The sequence below is a fragment of the Streptococcus sp. 'group B' genome, assembly GCF_002073795.1.
GTDB classification, from domain to species: domain Bacteria; phylum Bacillota; class Bacilli; order Lactobacillales; family Streptococcaceae; genus Streptococcus; species Streptococcus agalactiae.
The window spans coordinates 1,655,516-1,672,312 of the sequence record NZ_CP020432.1 but is presented as its reverse complement, the minus strand read 5'-3'; the positions used below and the strand labels follow the sequence as shown (position 1 = coordinate 1,672,312).

General features: G+C 33.7%; 18 protein-coding genes. All 18 read left to right on the top strand.

Annotated features, from left to right (window positions below; translation table 11 throughout):
• Window positions 1–93 precede the first annotated feature (93 nt).
• Window positions 94–435 carry a metal-sulfur cluster assembly factor gene (locus A6J68_RS08725; protein WP_000005640.1) on the top strand — a complete coding sequence of 114 codons (342 nt, stop codon included), beginning with the start codon at window positions 94–96 and terminating at the stop codon, window positions 433–435.
• 89 nt (window positions 436–524) lie between these two features.
• A complete protein-coding gene (rfbD, locus tag A6J68_RS08720) occupies window positions 525–1,379 on the top strand; it encodes a dTDP-4-dehydrorhamnose reductase (RefSeq protein WP_000600896.1) in 855 nt (284 codons plus the stop codon).
• A gap of 116 nt (window positions 1,380–1,495) precedes the next feature.
• Window positions 1,496–2,650 carry a beta 1-4 rhamnosyltransferase Cps2T gene (gene cps2T, locus A6J68_RS08715; RefSeq protein WP_001154391.1) on the top strand — a complete coding sequence of 385 codons (1,155 nt, stop codon included), beginning with the start codon at window positions 1,496–1,498 and terminating at the stop codon, window positions 2,648–2,650.
• Window positions 2,640–3,581 (top strand): glycosyltransferase family 2 protein, encoded by a 942-nt coding sequence (locus tag A6J68_RS08710; protein WP_000867340.1) that lies wholly within the window; start codon window positions 2,640–2,642, stop codon window positions 3,579–3,581. Before cps2T ends, A6J68_RS08710 begins: the two co-directional genes overlap by 11 nt.
• Window position 3,582: 1 nt before the next feature.
• Complete coding sequence (locus A6J68_RS08705; protein WP_000976127.1) at window positions 3,583–4,314, top strand: glycosyltransferase family 2 protein; 732 nt, start codon at window positions 3,583–3,585, stop codon at window positions 4,312–4,314.
• The gene (locus tag A6J68_RS08700; RefSeq protein WP_000050394.1) at window positions 4,311–4,664 is read left to right on the top strand and encodes a DUF2304 domain-containing protein; all 354 of its coding nucleotides are present in this window, start codon (window positions 4,311–4,313) and stop codon (window positions 4,662–4,664) included. Before A6J68_RS08705 ends, A6J68_RS08700 begins: the two co-directional genes overlap by 4 nt.
• On the top strand, window positions 4,657–6,390 hold the full coding sequence (locus A6J68_RS08695) for a SpaA isopeptide-forming pilin-related protein (protein WP_000037459.1): 1,734 nt from the start codon (window positions 4,657–4,659) through the stop codon (window positions 6,388–6,390). The genes A6J68_RS08700 and A6J68_RS08695 overlap by 8 nt, the downstream gene beginning before the upstream one ends.
• Window positions 6,391–6,414: 24 nt before the next feature.
• Window positions 6,415–7,239 (top strand): LicD family protein, encoded by an 825-nt coding sequence (locus tag A6J68_RS08690; RefSeq protein ID WP_000661823.1) that lies wholly within the window; start codon window positions 6,415–6,417, stop codon window positions 7,237–7,239.
• Entirely contained in the window at window positions 7,239–7,961 is a 723-nt protein-coding gene (locus tag A6J68_RS08685; protein WP_000981011.1) for an IspD/TarI family cytidylyltransferase, read from the top strand. The genes A6J68_RS08690 and A6J68_RS08685 overlap by 1 nt, the downstream gene beginning before the upstream one ends.
• Window positions 7,961–9,019 (top strand): NAD-dependent epimerase/dehydratase family protein, encoded by a 1,059-nt coding sequence (locus A6J68_RS08680; protein WP_000972791.1) that lies wholly within the window; start codon window positions 7,961–7,963, stop codon window positions 9,017–9,019. The genes A6J68_RS08685 and A6J68_RS08680 overlap by 1 nt, the downstream gene beginning before the upstream one ends.
• A gap of 1 nt (window position 9,020) precedes the next feature.
• Complete coding sequence (locus tag A6J68_RS08675) at window positions 9,021–9,956, top strand: glycosyltransferase family 2 protein (protein WP_000241097.1); 936 nt, start codon at window positions 9,021–9,023, stop codon at window positions 9,954–9,956.
• Between the two features lie 8 nt (window positions 9,957–9,964).
• Window positions 9,965–10,912: a glycosyltransferase gene (locus tag A6J68_RS08670; protein ID WP_000241104.1), complete on the top strand. Its 948-nt coding sequence runs from the start codon at window positions 9,965–9,967 to the stop codon at window positions 10,910–10,912.
• Between the two features lies 1 nt (window position 10,913).
• A complete protein-coding gene (locus A6J68_RS08665; RefSeq protein WP_001049710.1) occupies window positions 10,914–12,278 on the top strand; it encodes a DUF2142 domain-containing protein in 1,365 nt (454 codons plus the stop codon).
• Entirely contained in the window at window positions 12,278–13,702 is a 1,425-nt protein-coding gene (locus A6J68_RS08660) for an oligosaccharide flippase family protein (protein WP_000771251.1), read from the top strand. Before A6J68_RS08665 ends, A6J68_RS08660 begins: the two co-directional genes overlap by 1 nt.
• On the top strand, window positions 13,699–14,547 hold the full coding sequence (locus A6J68_RS08655) for a glycosyltransferase (protein WP_000875982.1): 849 nt from the start codon (window positions 13,699–13,701) through the stop codon (window positions 14,545–14,547). Before A6J68_RS08660 ends, A6J68_RS08655 begins: the two co-directional genes overlap by 4 nt.
• Complete coding sequence (locus A6J68_RS08650) at window positions 14,537–15,685, top strand: glycosyltransferase family 4 protein (protein ID WP_000428962.1); 1,149 nt, start codon at window positions 14,537–14,539, stop codon at window positions 15,683–15,685. The genes A6J68_RS08655 and A6J68_RS08650 overlap by 11 nt, the downstream gene beginning before the upstream one ends.
• A 281-nt stretch (window positions 15,686–15,966) precedes the next feature.
• Window positions 15,967–16,239 (top strand): hypothetical protein, encoded by a 273-nt coding sequence (locus A6J68_RS08645; RefSeq protein ID WP_000389766.1) that lies wholly within the window; start codon window positions 15,967–15,969, stop codon window positions 16,237–16,239.
• Window positions 16,223–16,792 (top strand): signal peptidase I, encoded by a 570-nt coding sequence (gene lepB / locus A6J68_RS08640; RefSeq protein WP_000828633.1) that lies wholly within the window; start codon window positions 16,223–16,225, stop codon window positions 16,790–16,792. Before A6J68_RS08645 ends, lepB begins: the two co-directional genes overlap by 17 nt.
• Window positions 16,793–16,797: the final 5 nt, after the last annotated feature.

The window sequence follows — 16,797 nt, the reverse complement described above, 5'->3', positions numbered from 1 at the left end:
CGTTTTTAGAATAGGAAGTTTAGTTTCTAATAAAAATGATTTGCAAAGGAGTTATCTTAAAGACGGTATTAATATTTTCAGAGAGGTATTATAATGTCAGAAGTAAAGCAATATAGCGAAGAAGAAGTTGGAAAAATAAAAGATCGTATCCTAGAAGCTTTGGAGATGGTTATCGATCCTGAATTGGGAATAGATATTGTTAACCTTGGGTTAATTTATGAGATTCGCTTTGAAGATAACGGTCGAACTGAAATTGATATGACTTTAACGACTATGGGATGCCCGTTAGCAGATTTATTGACAGATCAAATTCATGATGTTATGAAAACAGTCCCAGAGGTAACTGAAACCGAGGTGAAATTGGTATGGTACCCAGCCTGGTCTGTTGATAAGATGAGTCGTTATGCTCGTATCGCTTTGGGAATTCGTTCATAAGATAAAGAGTAAAGGGATGAAATATTCCCTTTTTTAGTGTACAATAAACGAAGAATTAAAAGTTAAACTTATTTTTAAAGGAGCAAGGAATGATTTTAATTACAGGGGCAAACGGGCAATTAGGTAGTGAATTACGTCACCTTTTAGACGAACGAACTCAAGAGTATGTTGCTGTTGATGTAGCTGAAATGGATATTACAAATGCCGAGATGGTGGACAAAGTCTTTGAAGAGGTGAAGCCATCTTTAGTTTACCATTGTGCAGCTTACACAGCTGTTGATGCGGCAGAAGATGAAGGAAAAGAGCTAGACTTTGCAATCAATGTCACTGGTACAGAGAATGTCGCTAAGGCTGCTGCTAAACATGATGCAACACTTGTTTACATTTCGACGGACTACGTGTTTGATGGTGAAAAACCAGTGGGGCAAGAATGGGAAGTAGATGATCTGCCTGATCCCAAAACAGAGTACGGTCGTACAAAACGTATGGGTGAAGAGTTAGTTGAAAAATATACTTCAAAATTCTATACCATTCGCACAGCGTGGGTATTTGGTAACTATGGTAAAAACTTTGTCTTTACGATGCAAAACCTTGCAAAAACACACAAAACTCTAACTGTTGTTAACGACCAACATGGACGACCAACATGGACACGTACTTTGGCTGAGTTTATGACTTATTTAGCTGAAAATCAAAAAGATTTTGGTTACTATCATTTATCAAATGATGCTAAAGAAGATACAACATGGTATGATTTTGCGGTTGAAATCTTAAAAGACACAGATGTGGAGGTTAAGCCTGTTGATTCTAGTCAATTCCCAGCAAAAGCAAAACGTCCTTTAAATTCAACTATGAGTTTGGAAAAAGCGAAAGCAACAGGATTTGTGATTCCTACTTGGCAAGATGCTTTAAAAGAGTTCTACAAGCAGGAAGTTAAAAAATAAGATCAAAACAAAGAGTAGTAAGGCTAGAGAATCCTTTTAGCTTACTGCTCTTTTTAGCTAACTTTTCTAATTTATGGTATAATTGTATGGATTGTTTAGCTAGAATGGAGAAGATGATGCAAGATGTTTTCATTATAGGAAGTAGAGGGTTGCCAGCTCGTTACGGTGGTTTTGAAACTTTTGTTTCAGAATTGATTAATCATCAAAAAAGTTCCGACATAAAATACCATGTTGCATGCCTTAGTGATAAAGAACATCATACTCATTTTAACTTTGCTGACGCTGATTGTTTTACTATAAATCCTCCCCAATTAGGGCCAGCACGTGTGATTGCTTATGATATTATGGCCATTAATTATGCCCTTGACTTGGTTAAGACACATGATTTAAAAGAGCCTATTTTTTATATTTTAGGAAATACAATTGGTGCCTTTATTTGGCATTTTGCCAATAAAATACATAAAGTCGGTGGCTTATTGTATGTTAATCCGGATGGTTTAGAGTGGAAGCGATCAAAGTGGTCTCGTCCCACACAGCGTTATTTAAAATACGCCGAAAAATGTATGACTAAAAATGCAGACCTAATTATTTCTGATAATATTGGTATTGAAAATTACATTCAATCTACCTACTCTAATGTGAAGACAAGGTTCATTGCTTACGGTACAGAGATTAATTCTAGGAAATTATCGTCAGATGATCCACGTGTCAAACAGTTGTTTAAAAAATGGAATATTAAGTCTAAGGGTTACTATCTAATCGTTGGTCGATTTGTCCCTGAAAACAATTATGAAACGGCTATTAGGGAGTTCATGGCTTCAGATACTAAGCGTGATTTAGTTATTATCTGTAACCATCAAAATAACCCCTACTTTGAAAAGTTGTCCTTAAAGACAAACCTTCAACAAGATAAAAGAGTTAAGTTTGTAGGTACGCTCTATGAAAAAGATCTGCTGGATTATGTTCGTCAACAAGCCTTTGCTTATATTCATGGGCATGAAGTTGGCGGTACTAATCCAGGACTGCTTGAGGCTTTAGCTAATACTGATTTGAATCTTGTTCTAGATGTTGATTTCAACAAATCAGTAGCAGGTCTCTCAAGTTTTTACTGGACTAAAAAAGAGGGGGATTTAGCTAAGCTTATTAACGATAGTGATCAACAACAGGATTTATCTACTTACGGTGATCGAGCAAAAGCCATTATTCAAGAAAACTATACTTGGAAAAAAATTGTTGAAGAATATGAGGATTTGTTTTTAAATGAAAGTTAATATTTTAATGGCCACCTACAATGGAGAGAAGTTTCTGGCGCAGCAAATCGAAAGTATCCAAAAGCAAACCTTTAAAGAGTGGAACCTCCTAATCAGAGATGATGGTTCAAGTGACAAGACATGTGATATTATTAGAAACTTTACTGCTAAAGATTCTCGAATTCGTTTCATTAATGAAAATGAGCACCATAATTTAGGAGTTATTAAATCATTTTTTACGCTAGTTAATTACGAAGTTGCAGATTTCTATTTTTTTAGTGATCAAGATGATGTATGGTTGCCAGAAAAGTTATCTGTAAGTTTAGAGGCAGCAAAGCATAAAGCATCTGATGTACCATTACTTGTTTATACTGATTTGAAAGTTGTTAATCAAGAATTAAATATTTTACAAGACAGCATGATTCGGGCTCAATCGCACCATGCCAATACGACATTATTACCAGAACTAACTGAGAATACTGTTACTGGTGGGACTATGATGATAAATCATGCATTAGCTGAGAAGTGGTTTACTCCTAATGATATCTTAATGCATGATTGGTTTTTAGCACTCTTAGCAGCAAGTTTAGGAGAAATCATTTATTTGGATTTACCAACTCAACTATACCGTCAACATGACAATAATGTTTTGGGGGCGAGGACAATGGATAAGAGATTTAAGATACTTCGTGAAGGTCCTAAATCTATATTTACAAGGTATTGGAAACTTATCCATGACTCACAAAAGCAAGCTTCCTTAATTGTTGATAAGTATGGTGATATTATGACAGCTAATGATCTTGAGCTCATTAAATGTTTTATAAAAATTGACAAACAGCCTTTTATGACAAGATTAAGGTGGTTATGGAAATATGGTTATAGCAAAAATCAATTTAAGCATCAAGTTGTGTTTAAATGGTTGATTGCAACAAATTATTACAATAAGAGATAAGATGATGAAAAAAATTTTACTAGTGATACCTGCTTATAATGAAGAAGGTAGTATTGCAAAGACAGTCCAGACTATTGTAGATTTTAAGGCGTCTCGCTCACTACCTTTTGAGCTGGATTATATTGTTATTAACGATGGGTCAACCGATGGTACTCCAGAGTTATTAGATAGATTGGGTTTAAATCATATTGACCTTGTTCAAAATCTAGGTATTGGTGGCTGTGTGCAGACAGGATACTTATACGCTAATCGTAATCATTACGATGTTGCCGTTCAATTTGATGGTGATGGTCAACATGATATTAGAAGCATTGAAGATGTTGTTATGCCAATCTTAAATGACGAAGCAGATTTTGTTATTGGTTCTCGCTTTGTTGATAAAAAACATCAAAATTTTCAATCGACAGCAATGAGGCGTCTTGGCATAAATTTAATATCTGCTGCTATAAAATTAACGACGGGACACAAAGTCTATGATACAACAAGTGGTTATAGGGCAGCCAACGCGGCGCTAATAGCTTATTTATCGTGTCATTATCCAGTACAATACCCAGAGCCTGAATCAACTGCTCGGATTTTGAAAAAAGGCTATCGTTTGAAGGAAGTCACAGCTAATATGTTTGAACGTGAGGCAGGTACTTCAAGTATAAGTTCCCTAAAATCGATTTTTTATATGACGGATGTTTTAACATCAATTATTATTGCAGGGTTTATTAAGGAGGATGATAAATGAGTTTAGCATTGCAAATTGAAATGTTTATTTTAGCCATTGTCCTACTTTATATGATTATAAGAATGGTTAATAAAAACACATTTTCTGTTAAACGTTCTTTACCTTGGCTATTAGTTGGTTTAATTCTAGTCTTTATTAGTGTATTTCCTGGGGTGGTCTCATTTATCGCTCATCACCTTGGATTCGCTTTAACGATGAATTTCTTGTTATTTGGTGCTATTTTATTTCTGTTTTGTTTAGAATTATTTGATACTAGTAGCAATACCAAAAGAGATGAGCAAATTAAACGCCTGATTCAAGAGGTTTCTTTGTTGAAAAAAGAGATAGAGGATAGCACTTTAGATGAGTAAAAAACATATTTTTATTTGTCTGTTTTTCATGCTTTTTTTAGTAGGTTGCCAAAATAATAAAAAAGTAAAAACAGATAAAAAAGTAGATATTACAGCTTATTATTATCATAATAATACCCCGCAATACAGTGTTCAGATTAATGCTATTCATTTACAAACAGCATTGGATAAAGTGAGGACGGGGGAGTTTGAGAGCAAAGACTTTACACACTATACTTTTGATAGTATCAAGCGGAAGTACCAAGTTAGTGGTAAAAAAGTCCTTATGGATAATAACTATAGATTTGGTTCTGGTATAAAAAATACTAGACAGGATGCTATTGCTATTGTAAGGTTACTGCTTGAAAAGAATAAAGATTATTTAATTTACATGAATGGCTTAGAAGAGCCAAGTGTTTTATATAATCCAGAAAATAAACGTTATAAGTTCACAAATAACAAAGGAAAAGCAATTGGTAATATTCCAGTTGGTTTAACTGCTTTTGAAAACAGCGCAGAAACTCAAGAATATGTGTTGAAAAATATTCAGAAAAACGAAACGATTTATCTTGGTAATACCCGAGTAGATAATCCTCGAGTAACTGTTAATAACAAAAAAAGAGATACTATAGGAGTTGAATACGGTAAACGTATTACTTATAGGATTCCAATTTATTCAAAGCAGCTGACTGTCAGAGTTAGCCCTAATTTTGTAGTAGATAGTACTAATTATAATTACCGACTTTCTCAAGCGCCTATTATTGCGGAAGAAGGTAAAGAGGGACGTTTGTATCCAATAGATAGCAGTATTAGTGTCGATGGTGATAAAATTGTTTTAAATAGTAGTGGTGATGAAACAGAGCAAAAAGAATTATTACAAAATAGCCTGTATAAACTTCACTCTATTGATAAGTTAGACTTTGATTTGACAAATGCTGATATTAAAGAGTTAGAGATTACAGGACATGTTGCTTCAAAAAGAGATTATAATTTGTCTGTTGCTCAGGAAAAGAAAGGCGTCATAGAGACTAAACGGAGTCTAATTTCTGTTGATAATCAAAAACAAGATCAAGGGATTTTTGTCGAGGATTCTAAAGGCTATATAAAGACACCTAGTTTGAGCAGTTATGGTATAAATTTTGCCATGTATGACGACAATCAAAATAGATTATTGCAAGGTTCAGAGTATATTTTAGGAAGATTGAATGCAGATAAAAAAGTATCTCTATATCAACCTAATGGCTTTTGGATAAATACTCAAAAAACGATTAAGAGTTTAAATAAAGAATATCTTAACCAAAATGCTTACCATATTAGAGGAAATAACATTATAGGTATTGATGGCTATTCAAATGACATAGACTTGAATCCTAGGTTATGGGCTTATAACTATAAAAAACAAGTGAAAAGTAACCAATCATTATTTAAATTACGAGGTTTGTCTAATAAGTATAAGTATTTCTTAATACAGACAAAATCTCCAAAAGGCTACTTACAAAGCAATAAACCATTTTATTTTACAGTAAATAAAGATAGTGTTTCTAAAGCACAATTTGGTAACTATAATATAAATGGTTATATAATGGACATGCAGTACAACAAACAAGAATACAATGCACTTGCAAACACTCCAAAAGGTCAAAAAACAAAGAAAACTTTCAAACCCATGACCCTAGTGATTCTTTTTGCAGTAGCTTTATTTATTTTCTATATTACAGCTATAAGATTTGTATTTAAAAGAATGTGAGTTAACTGTTAGACAGAGGTAATTATGAAAGAAATGACGGTCTCAGAAATAAGAGAAGTTCAACTTGAAATGTTAGCTTATATTGATAAAGTTGCGCGTGATAATAAAATTGAATATTCTTTAGGCGGAGGCAGCCTACTGGGAGCAATGAGACATAAAGGATTCATTCCATGGGATGACGATATTGATTTGATGCTAGAAAGAAGCCAGTATGAGCGTTTGATGAAAGCATTAGCTGATGCTAATAATAGCGATTTTAAATTGCTACATCATTCTGTTGAAAAAAATCTATGGCCATTTGCCAAGCTGTATCACACAAAGTCAATGTACTTAAGTAAAACAGATAGAATTCATCCTTGGACAGGGATTTTTATTGATATCTTCCCACTTGACCGATTACCAGAGAGTGCAGAAGAACGTCAAAGATTCTTTAAAAAAGTTCACTCTGCTGCTGCAAATTTGATGTGTACGACTTACCCCAATTTTGCTAGCGGTTCCCGAAAGCTTTATGCAAATGCAAGGCTAATTTTGGGGCTACCCCGATTCATCGCTTATCACGGCCAAGCTAAAAAACGTGCTGAAATTGTTGATCAAGTGATGGAAACATATAATAATCAAGAGGTTCCTTACATGGGTTATACCGATTCAAGATATCGCTTGAAAGAATATTTTCCAAGAGAAATTTTTTCTGAGTATGAAGATGTTATGTTTGAAAACATTAAAACCCGAAAAATTAAAAATGAGCATGCTTATCTGAATCAATTATATGGGGGTAGTTATATGGAATTACCTCCAGAAAGTAAGAGAGAAAGTCATAGTTATTACACTTGGTACTGGAAAGAAGGTTAATGATGAATATTGGAGTTATTTTTGCAGGTGGTGTTGGTCGTCGCATGAATACCAAAGGTAAACCAAAGCAATTCCTAGAAGTGCATGGTAAACCCATTATTGTACACACAATTGATATTTTCCAAAATACAGAAGCTATTGATGCTGTAGTAGTTGTCTGTGTATCAGACTGGCTAGATTATATGAATAATCTGGTAGAGCGTTTCAACCTTACGAAAGTAAAAGCAGTTGTTGCAGGTGGAGAAACTGGCCAAATGTCAATTTTTAAGGGGCTTGAAGCCGCTGAACAGCTGGCTACAGATGATGCCGTTGTTTTAATTCATGACGGAGTACGTCCATTGATTAATGAAGAAGTTATTAATGCTAATATACAGTCAGTAAAAGAAACAGGAAGTGCGGTAACTTCAGTTCGTGCTAAAGAGACAGTTGTTCTAGTCAATGATTCTTCTAAAATATCTGAAGTTGTTGATCGTACTCGTTCCTTCATTGCTAAAGCGCCACAAAGTTTTTATCTATCAGATATCCTTTCTGTTGAACGTGATGCCATTAGCAAAGGGATTACTGATGCAATTGATTCTAGTACTTTGATGGGTATGTACAATCGTGAACTCACTATTGTTGAGGGACCATATGAAAATATCAAGATAACAACACCAGATGATTTTTATATGTTTAAAGCTTTGTATGATGCTAGAGAAAATGAACAAATTTATGGGATGTAATGATGATTAAATTTAGTAATAAAATTGTACAAGAAGATTTAGCACTTATTAGTAACCAAAATTATATTAATTGGGAAAGAATTGCTAATAAAGGCGTTTTAATAAGTGGTTCTAATAGTATGTTAGCGAGTTATATGGTATTTTTACTAGCCTATCTCAATGAGACAAGAAATTACCAAACGCAAATTATTGCGACAGCTAGAAACATTGAAAAAGCCCGTGATAAATTTTCAGATTTAGTTGGGAAAGATTATTTCACCTTAATTCCTTATGATGTAGAAGAACGCCTAGAGTATGATGGAAAAGTGGATTACATTATCCATGCAGCAAGCAATGCTAGTCCAACTGCTATTTTGAGTAATCCTGTTAGCATCATAAAAGCTAATACAATTGGTACATTGAATTTATTAGACTTTGCAAAGGAAAAAACAATTGAAAACTTCTTGTTCTTATCAACGCGTGAAGTATATGGAACATCTATTAAAGAAGTGATTGATGAAGAAGCTTATGGTGGATTTGATATTTTAGCTACTAGAGCTTGTTACCCAGAAAGCAAACGTATGGCTGAAACTCTACTGCAAAGTTACTATGATCAATATAAGGTACCCTTTACTATTGCTCGTATTGCACATTCATTTGGTCCTGGTATGGAGCTTGGTAACGATGGTCGTATTATGAATGATCTTTTATCGAATGTCATTGATGGCAAAGATATCGTTTTAAAAAGTAGTGGTACAGCAGAGCGTGCTTTCTGTTATTTAGCAGATGCTGTATCAGGGTTATTTACTATTTTATTAAATGGTGAAGTTGGTCAAGCTTACAATGTAGCAAATGAAGATCAACCCATTATGATTAAGGATTTGGCACAAAAGTTAGTTGATCTCTTTTCTGATAAAAATATTTCAGTAGTATTCGATATTCCTAAAACTATGAGTGCAGGTTATAGCAAAATGGGGAGAACACGTCTCACTATGGCCAAATTAGAAGCGTTGGGATGGAAGCGAGAAGTTTCTCTTGAATCTGGAATATTAAAAACAGTACAAGCATTTGAGGAGTAATATGGTAAAGACAGCAGTTTTAATGGCGACATACAATGGCGAAAAATTTATATCTGAACAACTTGATTCAATTCGCCAACAGACATTAAAACCAGATTATGTATTATTGAGGGATGATTGTTCAACGGATGAAACAGTCAATGTCGTCAATAACTATATCGCAAAACATGAGTTAGAAGGCTGGAAAATTGTTAAAAACGACAAAAACTTAGGCTGGCGTTTAAATTTTCGTCAATTACTTATTGATGTGTTAGCCTATGAGGTTGACTATGTCTTTTTTAGTGATCAAGATGATATTTGGTATCTTGATAAAAACGAACGACAGTTTGCCATTATGTCAGATAACCCTCAAATTGAGGTTTTGAGTGCAGACGTTGATATCAAAACGATGTCTACAGAAGCCAGTGTTCCACATTTTCTAACTTTTTCTTCTAGTGATAGAATCAGTCAGTATCCTAAAGTATATGATTATCAAACATTCCGTCCCGGATGGACCATTGCTATGAAGAGAGATTTTGCGCAAGCTATCGCTGATAATTGGACTTTTGGAGCTAATATTTCGCACGATAATCTTATCGAGACAACTGCCAGTATTATTGGAAATGGTTATAACCTTAACGAAAGCGTAGGAGTTCATATTCGATATGGAGGAAACGCAAGTGGTAATAGCAAATTTGTTTTGAATTGGAAGTCGCCTAAAACACAACATATCACAGGATTAAAAACATTTGTTGATTTTTACGAAACCATGCAGAAGGTTGTCAACAAATATCAAAATGATGTCGCTTTAAATCAACGCTTAGCCTTTGAAAAAGAAAGATTGGAAGCTTCTAAATTGTCATTAATTCATAATAGTGCTTTTGTGATTAAAAATTGGCGACTCTATAACTCTAATAGTGGACGTATGAGAGATTTATTATTTGCGTTTAAAAAGTAAGGAATAATATGGTAAAAACAGCAGTTTTGATGGCAACATATAATGGTCAAGGTTTCATCCACGATCAGCTAGATTCAATTAGAAATCAAACGTTGAGACCAGACTATGTCTTAATGAGGGACGATGGCTCTACTGATGATACTGTAAAGGTGGTTGAAGACTATATAAAAGAGCACCGTTTAGATGGTTGGTCAATAACTAGTAATGATAAAAATTTAGGTTGGCGTTTAAATTTTCGTCAATTACTTATTGATGTGTTAGCCTATGAGGTTGACTATGTCTTTTTTAGTGATCAAGATGACACATGGTATCATCATAAAAATAAGATGCAAGTTGATATTATGGAAGAACGCCAAGATATAAACCTTCTTAGCGCCGATATTGATATCAAAAAGTTATCAGAAGAGGCTACTATTCCCAATAATTTTAAGTTCAATGGTGAGGAAACAATTTCTAAGTATCCATTAGACTTTTCATATCATAACTATCGTCAAGGTTGGACTTTTTGTTTACGCAAGTCGTTTGTTGATCAAGTAATGACTTTTTACAGTGATAATTTAATTTTGTCACATGATAATCTTTTTGCAGGGGTATCTGGTGTCATTGGTTCAGGTTACAATTTAAACAGAAGTGTTGGTGAACATAAGCGACATGCTGAGAATGCAAGTGGGAATATCTTGAATATGAGCTCAAGTTACGAAAGGCATTTACAAGAACTGTATTTTGTTTTGAGTTACTATATCATCCTTGTACCATTTTTAGAAAAAAGTAGCTCTAGTCAATTAAGGGAAGCTAAAGCTTATCTGGATTTTAATCAGCAACGTTATAAAAATGCTCAAAATAAAGATTTTGTAGCAATACTTAAACAAATGATGACTAAAAAACGGTTCTATGATAGCTTTTCAAATCGCATTCGTGACTTGGTGTTTTTATTAAAAGATATAAAAAGGAGTTAATATGAACCTCAAAAAAGTTCGTCTATTTGAAAAGTTTTTTCTAGACAAGAACTTGCATAAAACATATTTTATATTAGGCTTAACGATTACTATTGTATTGAGCCTATTAATGCCATTTTTCAATGAACCTGATGGACAATACCATTTAGCTGTGTCTGGTCGTATTTCAAATAACATTATTGATACTTCTTACTATGGAGAATATAATATTGATTCAGGTATGAGACGACAATCGACCTCCTATAGAGATGGTACTAGATTTGAAAAATACTATTTAAATAAAGCCAATTTTGTTGATGGTAATCATTTGCCTCGTGAGATAAACTATTCTAAACATAACTTTGTTTTTTGGGGTCATCTTGTGCCAGCAGTTGGCTTATTTTTAGGCAAATTTGTGTATCCTTCTATGGGGGTAATGATTACAGTAGCAAGGTTATTTAGTTCCTTTGTCTCAATCACCTTGGTTGCCCTCATTATCCGGTATGTGAAAAAAGGAAAGTTAATCTACTTTGCTATTTTCCTCAGTCCCGTAGTTCTAAATTCATTTGCTAGTCTATCTTATGACTCGACTGGATATATTGTATTTGGAGCATTTTTATCGCTTTTGATAAATCTTTTAGTTGATAAATCGTTGACTAAAAATCGTAGTATTGCTCTTATAGGATTGATTCTTTTAGTCATTGTTGCATGTAAGCAGAATTACTGGCTGTTTTTATTGCTAGTAATACCGGTATTATTGCAGGTTAACAATCCTAAATTAATGGGCTATAATCAGAAGCTATCACATTTATTTCAAGGTCTTAAATCTAAAAAGCTATTTTGGCTATGTCTAACCTTTTTGTCACTTGCTATAGTTTATGTTCTGACCGCAAGACATGGTGGTGTCCTTGCTGTTTTAAGACGTTATGTAATGACATTTGGCTATAATTATGCTGGTATCAATATTTTAAGTAATGACATTACTTCCTGGCTTGCCTCTCCATATCCAAGTCAGAATTTTATTCCCACTTGGGTATCATCAGTATGGTATCTCATGGTCTTTCTAGTATGGTTTTCTGAAGAAAAATTTGTTAAGTCAAAAAATATGGGATTTCTTTTCTTAGCTAGTTTCTTTGTGGGAATTCTTGGTGTCTTTTTTATCATGTTAGAATATCGTGGAGCGCCAACAAGCTACATTGAAGGAGTTCAAGGACGTTACTTTACTGTTACATTGCTTTTGGTACAAGTTTTTGCATCAAGTATTCCAGCGCGTCTAAATGAGGCAGGAAGGAAAGTGGTGCCGTATGCGTTAACTGGCTTGGTAATTGTATCAAATGCCTTATTGTTATTTGATACTGTTATTAGTTTAATTATGAGGAGAAACTAATGAAACTTTTGAAAAATATGTTTTATAATACCTCATACCAGTTATTGACTTTGTTGTTACCTTTAGTAACAGTTCCTTATGTTTCCCGTGTACTATCTCCTCAAGGCATCGGTATTAATGCCTATACGAGCTCCATTGTCATGTACTTTACTTTATTTGGTGCTTTAGGGATATCTTTGTACGGTAATCGTGAGATAGCTTTTGTGCAGTCAAATAAGTATAAGAGAAGTAAGATATTTTGGGAATTAGTTGTATTAAAACTTGCCTCTGTATCTATAGCAACGTTATTATTCTTTGGATTTGTCTTACTTACAAACGAATGGCAATTATTCTATTTAATTCAAGGTATTAATTTATTAGCGACTGCAACTGATATTTCGTGGTATTTTATTGGAGTTGAAGACTTTAAGATAATTGTCATTCGTAATACCATTGTTAAGCTTATTACAGTTGTTTTGACCTTCTTAGTTGTGAAGACGCCAGATGACCTAGCACTTTATATGTTTTTAATTGCATTTGCATCATTACTCGGAAATTTAACAGTCTGGCATCATTTAAAGCATGAAATCATCAAGATACCATTTAGTAGATTAGATATCTTAATACATCTAAGACCAACTTTAATGTTATTTTTACCCCAAATCACCATGCAGATTTATCTCTCTCTTAACAAGAGTATGCTGGGAGCAATGGATAGTGTGGTCAGTGCTGGATATTTTGATCAATCTGATAAAATTATTCGTATTTTATTTACCATTGTTTCAGCAATCGGAGGAGTTTTCTTACCAAGGCTCTCCAGTCTATTTTCTTCAGGAAAAGAAAAGCAAGCTAAGGCTTTACTTTTGAAACTTGTTGATTTAAGCAATGCTATCTCAATGTTAATGATTGCGGGAGTGGTAGGAGTTTCGTCGACATTTGCCGTCTTCTTTTTTGGGAAAGGGTATGAAGCTGTCGGTCCGCTAATGGCTGTTGAGTCTTTGATGATCATTTGCATTTCTTATGGTAACGCTTTAGGGACACAGTATCTACTGGCTTCAAGACGTACAAAAGCTTACACAATGTCTGCAGTTATTGGACTTGTGGCAAATGTTGTGCTTAATATACTTTTAATACCAATTTTAGGTGCTATGGGAGCTATTATCTCTACAGTTATTACTGAATTTATTGTCTCCCTCTATCAAGCTATCTCTTTAAGAGATGTATTTACTTTTAAAGAATTAACAAGAGGAATGCTGCGCTATTTAATTGCTGCTACTCTTAGTGGAGCTGTACTTTATTATATCAATACTCAAATGTCAGTATCATTGGTAAATTATGTCATTCAAAGTTTAGTAGCAGTAACTATCTATGTCGGTATCGTTTTTATAACCAAAGCACCAGTCATTCAGTTATTTAGAGATTTTAGAAAAGAGCATAGAACATGAAATATTTAGCGGGTATTGTCACCTTTAACCCCAATATTGAACGCTTAGATCAGAACATTCGAGCAATTTATCCTCAAGTAAGCCATATCTACATCGTAGATAATGGCTCGAAAAATAAGGAAGAAATTTCTCAATTAGTGGCCGATTATAATGAAGAGGGGCACCTAACTGTTGATTATTTAACAGAAAATAAAGGAATTGCATATGCTTTGAACTGTATCGGTCAATTTGCAGTAGCACAAGAATTTGATTGGTTCTTGACTTTAGATCAAGATTCGGTTGTCCTAGGTGATTTGATAGATAATTATGAAAATTACCTTCTTTTACCTAAGGTCGGTATGTTATCTTGTTTGTATCAAGATATGAACCGTGAAGATTTAGTTATGCAAGAATTTGACTATAAAGAAATTGAAGAGTGTATTACTTCGGCTGCTTTAATGAAAACGAGCGTTTTTGAAGAAACATCTGGCTTTGCAGAAGAGATGTTTATTGATTTTGTTGACTCTGAAATGAATTATCGTCTGTCAGAGATGGGATATAAGACTTATCAGGTTAATTTTATTGGTCTTTTACACGAAATTGGACACTCTTCACGAGTTAAAAAATTTGGCCATGTTTTTCATGTATTGAATCATTCACCATTTCGAAAATATTACATGATACGCAATGCGATTTATATTATAAAAAAATATGGTAAGAAGAAGCGGCACAAATATTTAGTATTTATGCGAAATGAATTTGTTCGAGTGTTGGTAGCAGAAGAGCAAAAGAGCAAAAAATTAGTTGCTATGATTAAAGGCTTAAAAGATGGCTTATTGATGAAAGTGGATAAATATGGAAAATAAGGTAAAAACAGTTGCTGTTTTCTCAGGATATTATCTACCCTTCCTCGGAGGTATTGAACGTTATACAGATAAAATGACAGCAGATTTGGTTAAGCGTGGCTACCGTGTTGTTATTGTAACAACTAATCATGATGATTTACCGATTATAGATGAAGACAAGGGTAGAAAAATTTACCGTTTACCGACCAAAAATATTGTCAAGCAGCGCTATCCTATTATTAACAAAAATCGAGAATACAACACGCTGATGAAACATGTTTCAGATGAAAATATTGATTTTGTGATTTGTAATACACGTTTTCAGTTAACAACGCTAGAAGGGCTATCTTTTGCAAAGAAGCACCGTTTACCTAGTATTGTTTTAGACCATGGGTCAAGTCATTTTTCTGTCAATAATCGTTTTTTAGATTTCTTTGGAGCTATCTATGAACATCTTCTCACAGCGCGTGTTAAGCACTATCGTCCAGATTTTTATGCGGTATCTAAGAGAAGCGTTGAGTGGTTAAAACATTTTAATATAGAAGCTAAAGGAGTTATTTATAATTCGGTATCTGAAAGTCTAGGTTCTGATTTTGCTGACACGGCTTACCTTGAAAAATCTGCTGATGATATTTTCATCACTTATGCTGGTAGAATTATTAAAGAAAAAGGCATTGAATTGCTCTTAGAAGCATTTTCGATGTCACAGTACTCTGAAAATGTTTATTTACAGATTGCAGGAGACGGACCTGAATTAGCACATTTGAAAGAGAAATATCAGTCCAAACAGATTAACTTTTTGGGGAAATTAAACTTTGAACAGACTATGTCTTTAATGGCACAGACAGATATCTTTGTTTACCCATCAATGTATCCAGAGGGATTACCAACCTCTATTTTAGAAGCTGGTCTACTTTCGAGTGCTATTATTGCAACAGATCGCGGTGGAACAGTTGAAGTTATTGATAGCCCTGAGTTAGGAATCATCATGGAAGAAAATACTCAGTCACTCCATGAATCTCTTGATTTATTAGTAAAAGATAAGGCATTAAGAGAGAAACTACAACAGAATATTGCTAAAAGAATTAAAGAACATTTCACATGGGAAAAAACAGTTGAAAAGTTGGATTATATTATTCAAAAAGAACTTAATCTGTAATAGATTATGTCACTAAATTGACGCTATTGTCCTATTGATTCTTTTGTTTTAAATAATAAAAAAAGCCATATATCAATTTGATATATGGCTTTTTAATGCCTAGAATTCGAGCTTTCAAAAAGAAAATGACTTCGATGAGATTTTTCAAAAAATTATCAAAAATGTTAATTTAGCATAGACTTTTTTGAGAAAAAACACAGGACAAAAAATGAGTTTAAAGGTTAGAACTTTGATATAATATCTAAACGATAATTTAAGGTTCAGTTAAGGAAGTAATCGCGATGGAAGATTTAAAAAAATTAAAAAGAAAAGACTTGCTAGAAATTATGTTAGAACAGCAACTTCTTATTGAAAAACAAGAGAAAGAGATTCAGCAACTTAAAGAAGCGCTAGATGATAAAAAAATCAAAATTAGCAAAGCTGGTTCTATTGCCGAAGCTTCCTTAATGCTTAGTGGTATTTTTGAGACTGCTCAGTTAGCTGCAGATACCTATTTAGAAAACGTAAAGAATTTAGTAGATAAGAGAGGCGTAGACAATGAAAAGACAGATTAGTTCAGATAAATTATCTCAAGAACTGGATCGCGTAACTTATCAGAAACGCTTTTGGAGTGTCATTAAAAATACCATATACATCTTGATGGCGGTTGCCTCAATAGCCATTTTAATTGCGGTTTTATGGTTGCCTGTATTAAGAATCTACGGACATTCAATGAATAAGACTTTAAGTGCAGGTGATGTAGTCTTTACAGTAAAAGGTTCAAATTTTAAAACTGGAGACGTTGTCGCGTTTTACTACAATAATAAGGTCCTAGTCAAGCGGGTTATTGCAGAGTCAGGAGACTGGGTTAATATTGATTCTCAAGGGGATGTTTACGTGAATCAACATAAGTTGAAAGAACCATATGTTATTCATAAAGCACTCGGTAATAGTAATATAAAATACCCATATCAAGTACCTGATAAAAAAATTTTTGTATTAGGAGACAACCGAAAAACTTCAATTGATTCTCGAAGTACTTCTGTAGGAGATGTTTCAGAAGAACAAATTGTAGGTAAAATTTCTTTCAGAATATGGCCTCTAGGTAAGATTAGTAGTATCAATTAAGGTTA

Coding starts and splice junctions, on each gene's coding strand:
- lepB (WP_000828633.1), top strand. CDS start 16,223: ATGAAAAGACAGATTAGTTCAGATAAATTATCTCAAGAACTGGATCGC.
- rfbD (WP_000600896.1), top strand. CDS start 525: ATGATTTTAATTACAGGGGCAAACGGGCAATTAGGTAGTGAATTACGT.
- A6J68_RS08695 (WP_000037459.1), top strand. CDS start 4,657: ATGAGTAAAAAACATATTTTTATTTGTCTGTTTTTCATGCTTTTTTTA.
- A6J68_RS08680 (WP_000972791.1), top strand. CDS start 7,961: ATGATGATTAAATTTAGTAATAAAATTGTACAAGAAGATTTAGCACTT.
- A6J68_RS08685 (WP_000981011.1), top strand. CDS start 7,239: ATGATGAATATTGGAGTTATTTTTGCAGGTGGTGTTGGTCGTCGCATG.
- A6J68_RS08690 (WP_000661823.1), top strand. CDS start 6,415: ATGAAAGAAATGACGGTCTCAGAAATAAGAGAAGTTCAACTTGAAATG.
- A6J68_RS08710 (WP_000867340.1), top strand. CDS start 2,640: ATGAAAGTTAATATTTTAATGGCCACCTACAATGGAGAGAAGTTTCTG.
- A6J68_RS08670 (WP_000241104.1), top strand. CDS start 9,965: ATGGTAAAAACAGCAGTTTTGATGGCAACATATAATGGTCAAGGTTTC.
- A6J68_RS08650 (WP_000428962.1), top strand. CDS start 14,537: ATGGAAAATAAGGTAAAAACAGTTGCTGTTTTCTCAGGATATTATCTA.
- A6J68_RS08660 (WP_000771251.1), top strand. CDS start 12,278: ATGAAACTTTTGAAAAATATGTTTTATAATACCTCATACCAGTTATTG.
- cps2T (WP_001154391.1), top strand. CDS start 1,496: ATGCAAGATGTTTTCATTATAGGAAGTAGAGGGTTGCCAGCTCGTTAC.
- A6J68_RS08675 (WP_000241097.1), top strand. CDS start 9,021: ATGGTAAAGACAGCAGTTTTAATGGCGACATACAATGGCGAAAAATTT.
- A6J68_RS08725 (WP_000005640.1), top strand. CDS start 94: ATGTCAGAAGTAAAGCAATATAGCGAAGAAGAAGTTGGAAAAATAAAA.
- A6J68_RS08645 (WP_000389766.1), top strand. CDS start 15,967: ATGGAAGATTTAAAAAAATTAAAAAGAAAAGACTTGCTAGAAATTATG.
- A6J68_RS08665 (WP_001049710.1), top strand. CDS start 10,914: ATGAACCTCAAAAAAGTTCGTCTATTTGAAAAGTTTTTTCTAGACAAG.
- A6J68_RS08655 (WP_000875982.1), top strand. CDS start 13,699: ATGAAATATTTAGCGGGTATTGTCACCTTTAACCCCAATATTGAACGC.
- A6J68_RS08705 (WP_000976127.1), top strand. CDS start 3,583: ATGATGAAAAAAATTTTACTAGTGATACCTGCTTATAATGAAGAAGGT.
- A6J68_RS08700 (WP_000050394.1), top strand. CDS start 4,311: ATGAGTTTAGCATTGCAAATTGAAATGTTTATTTTAGCCATTGTCCTA.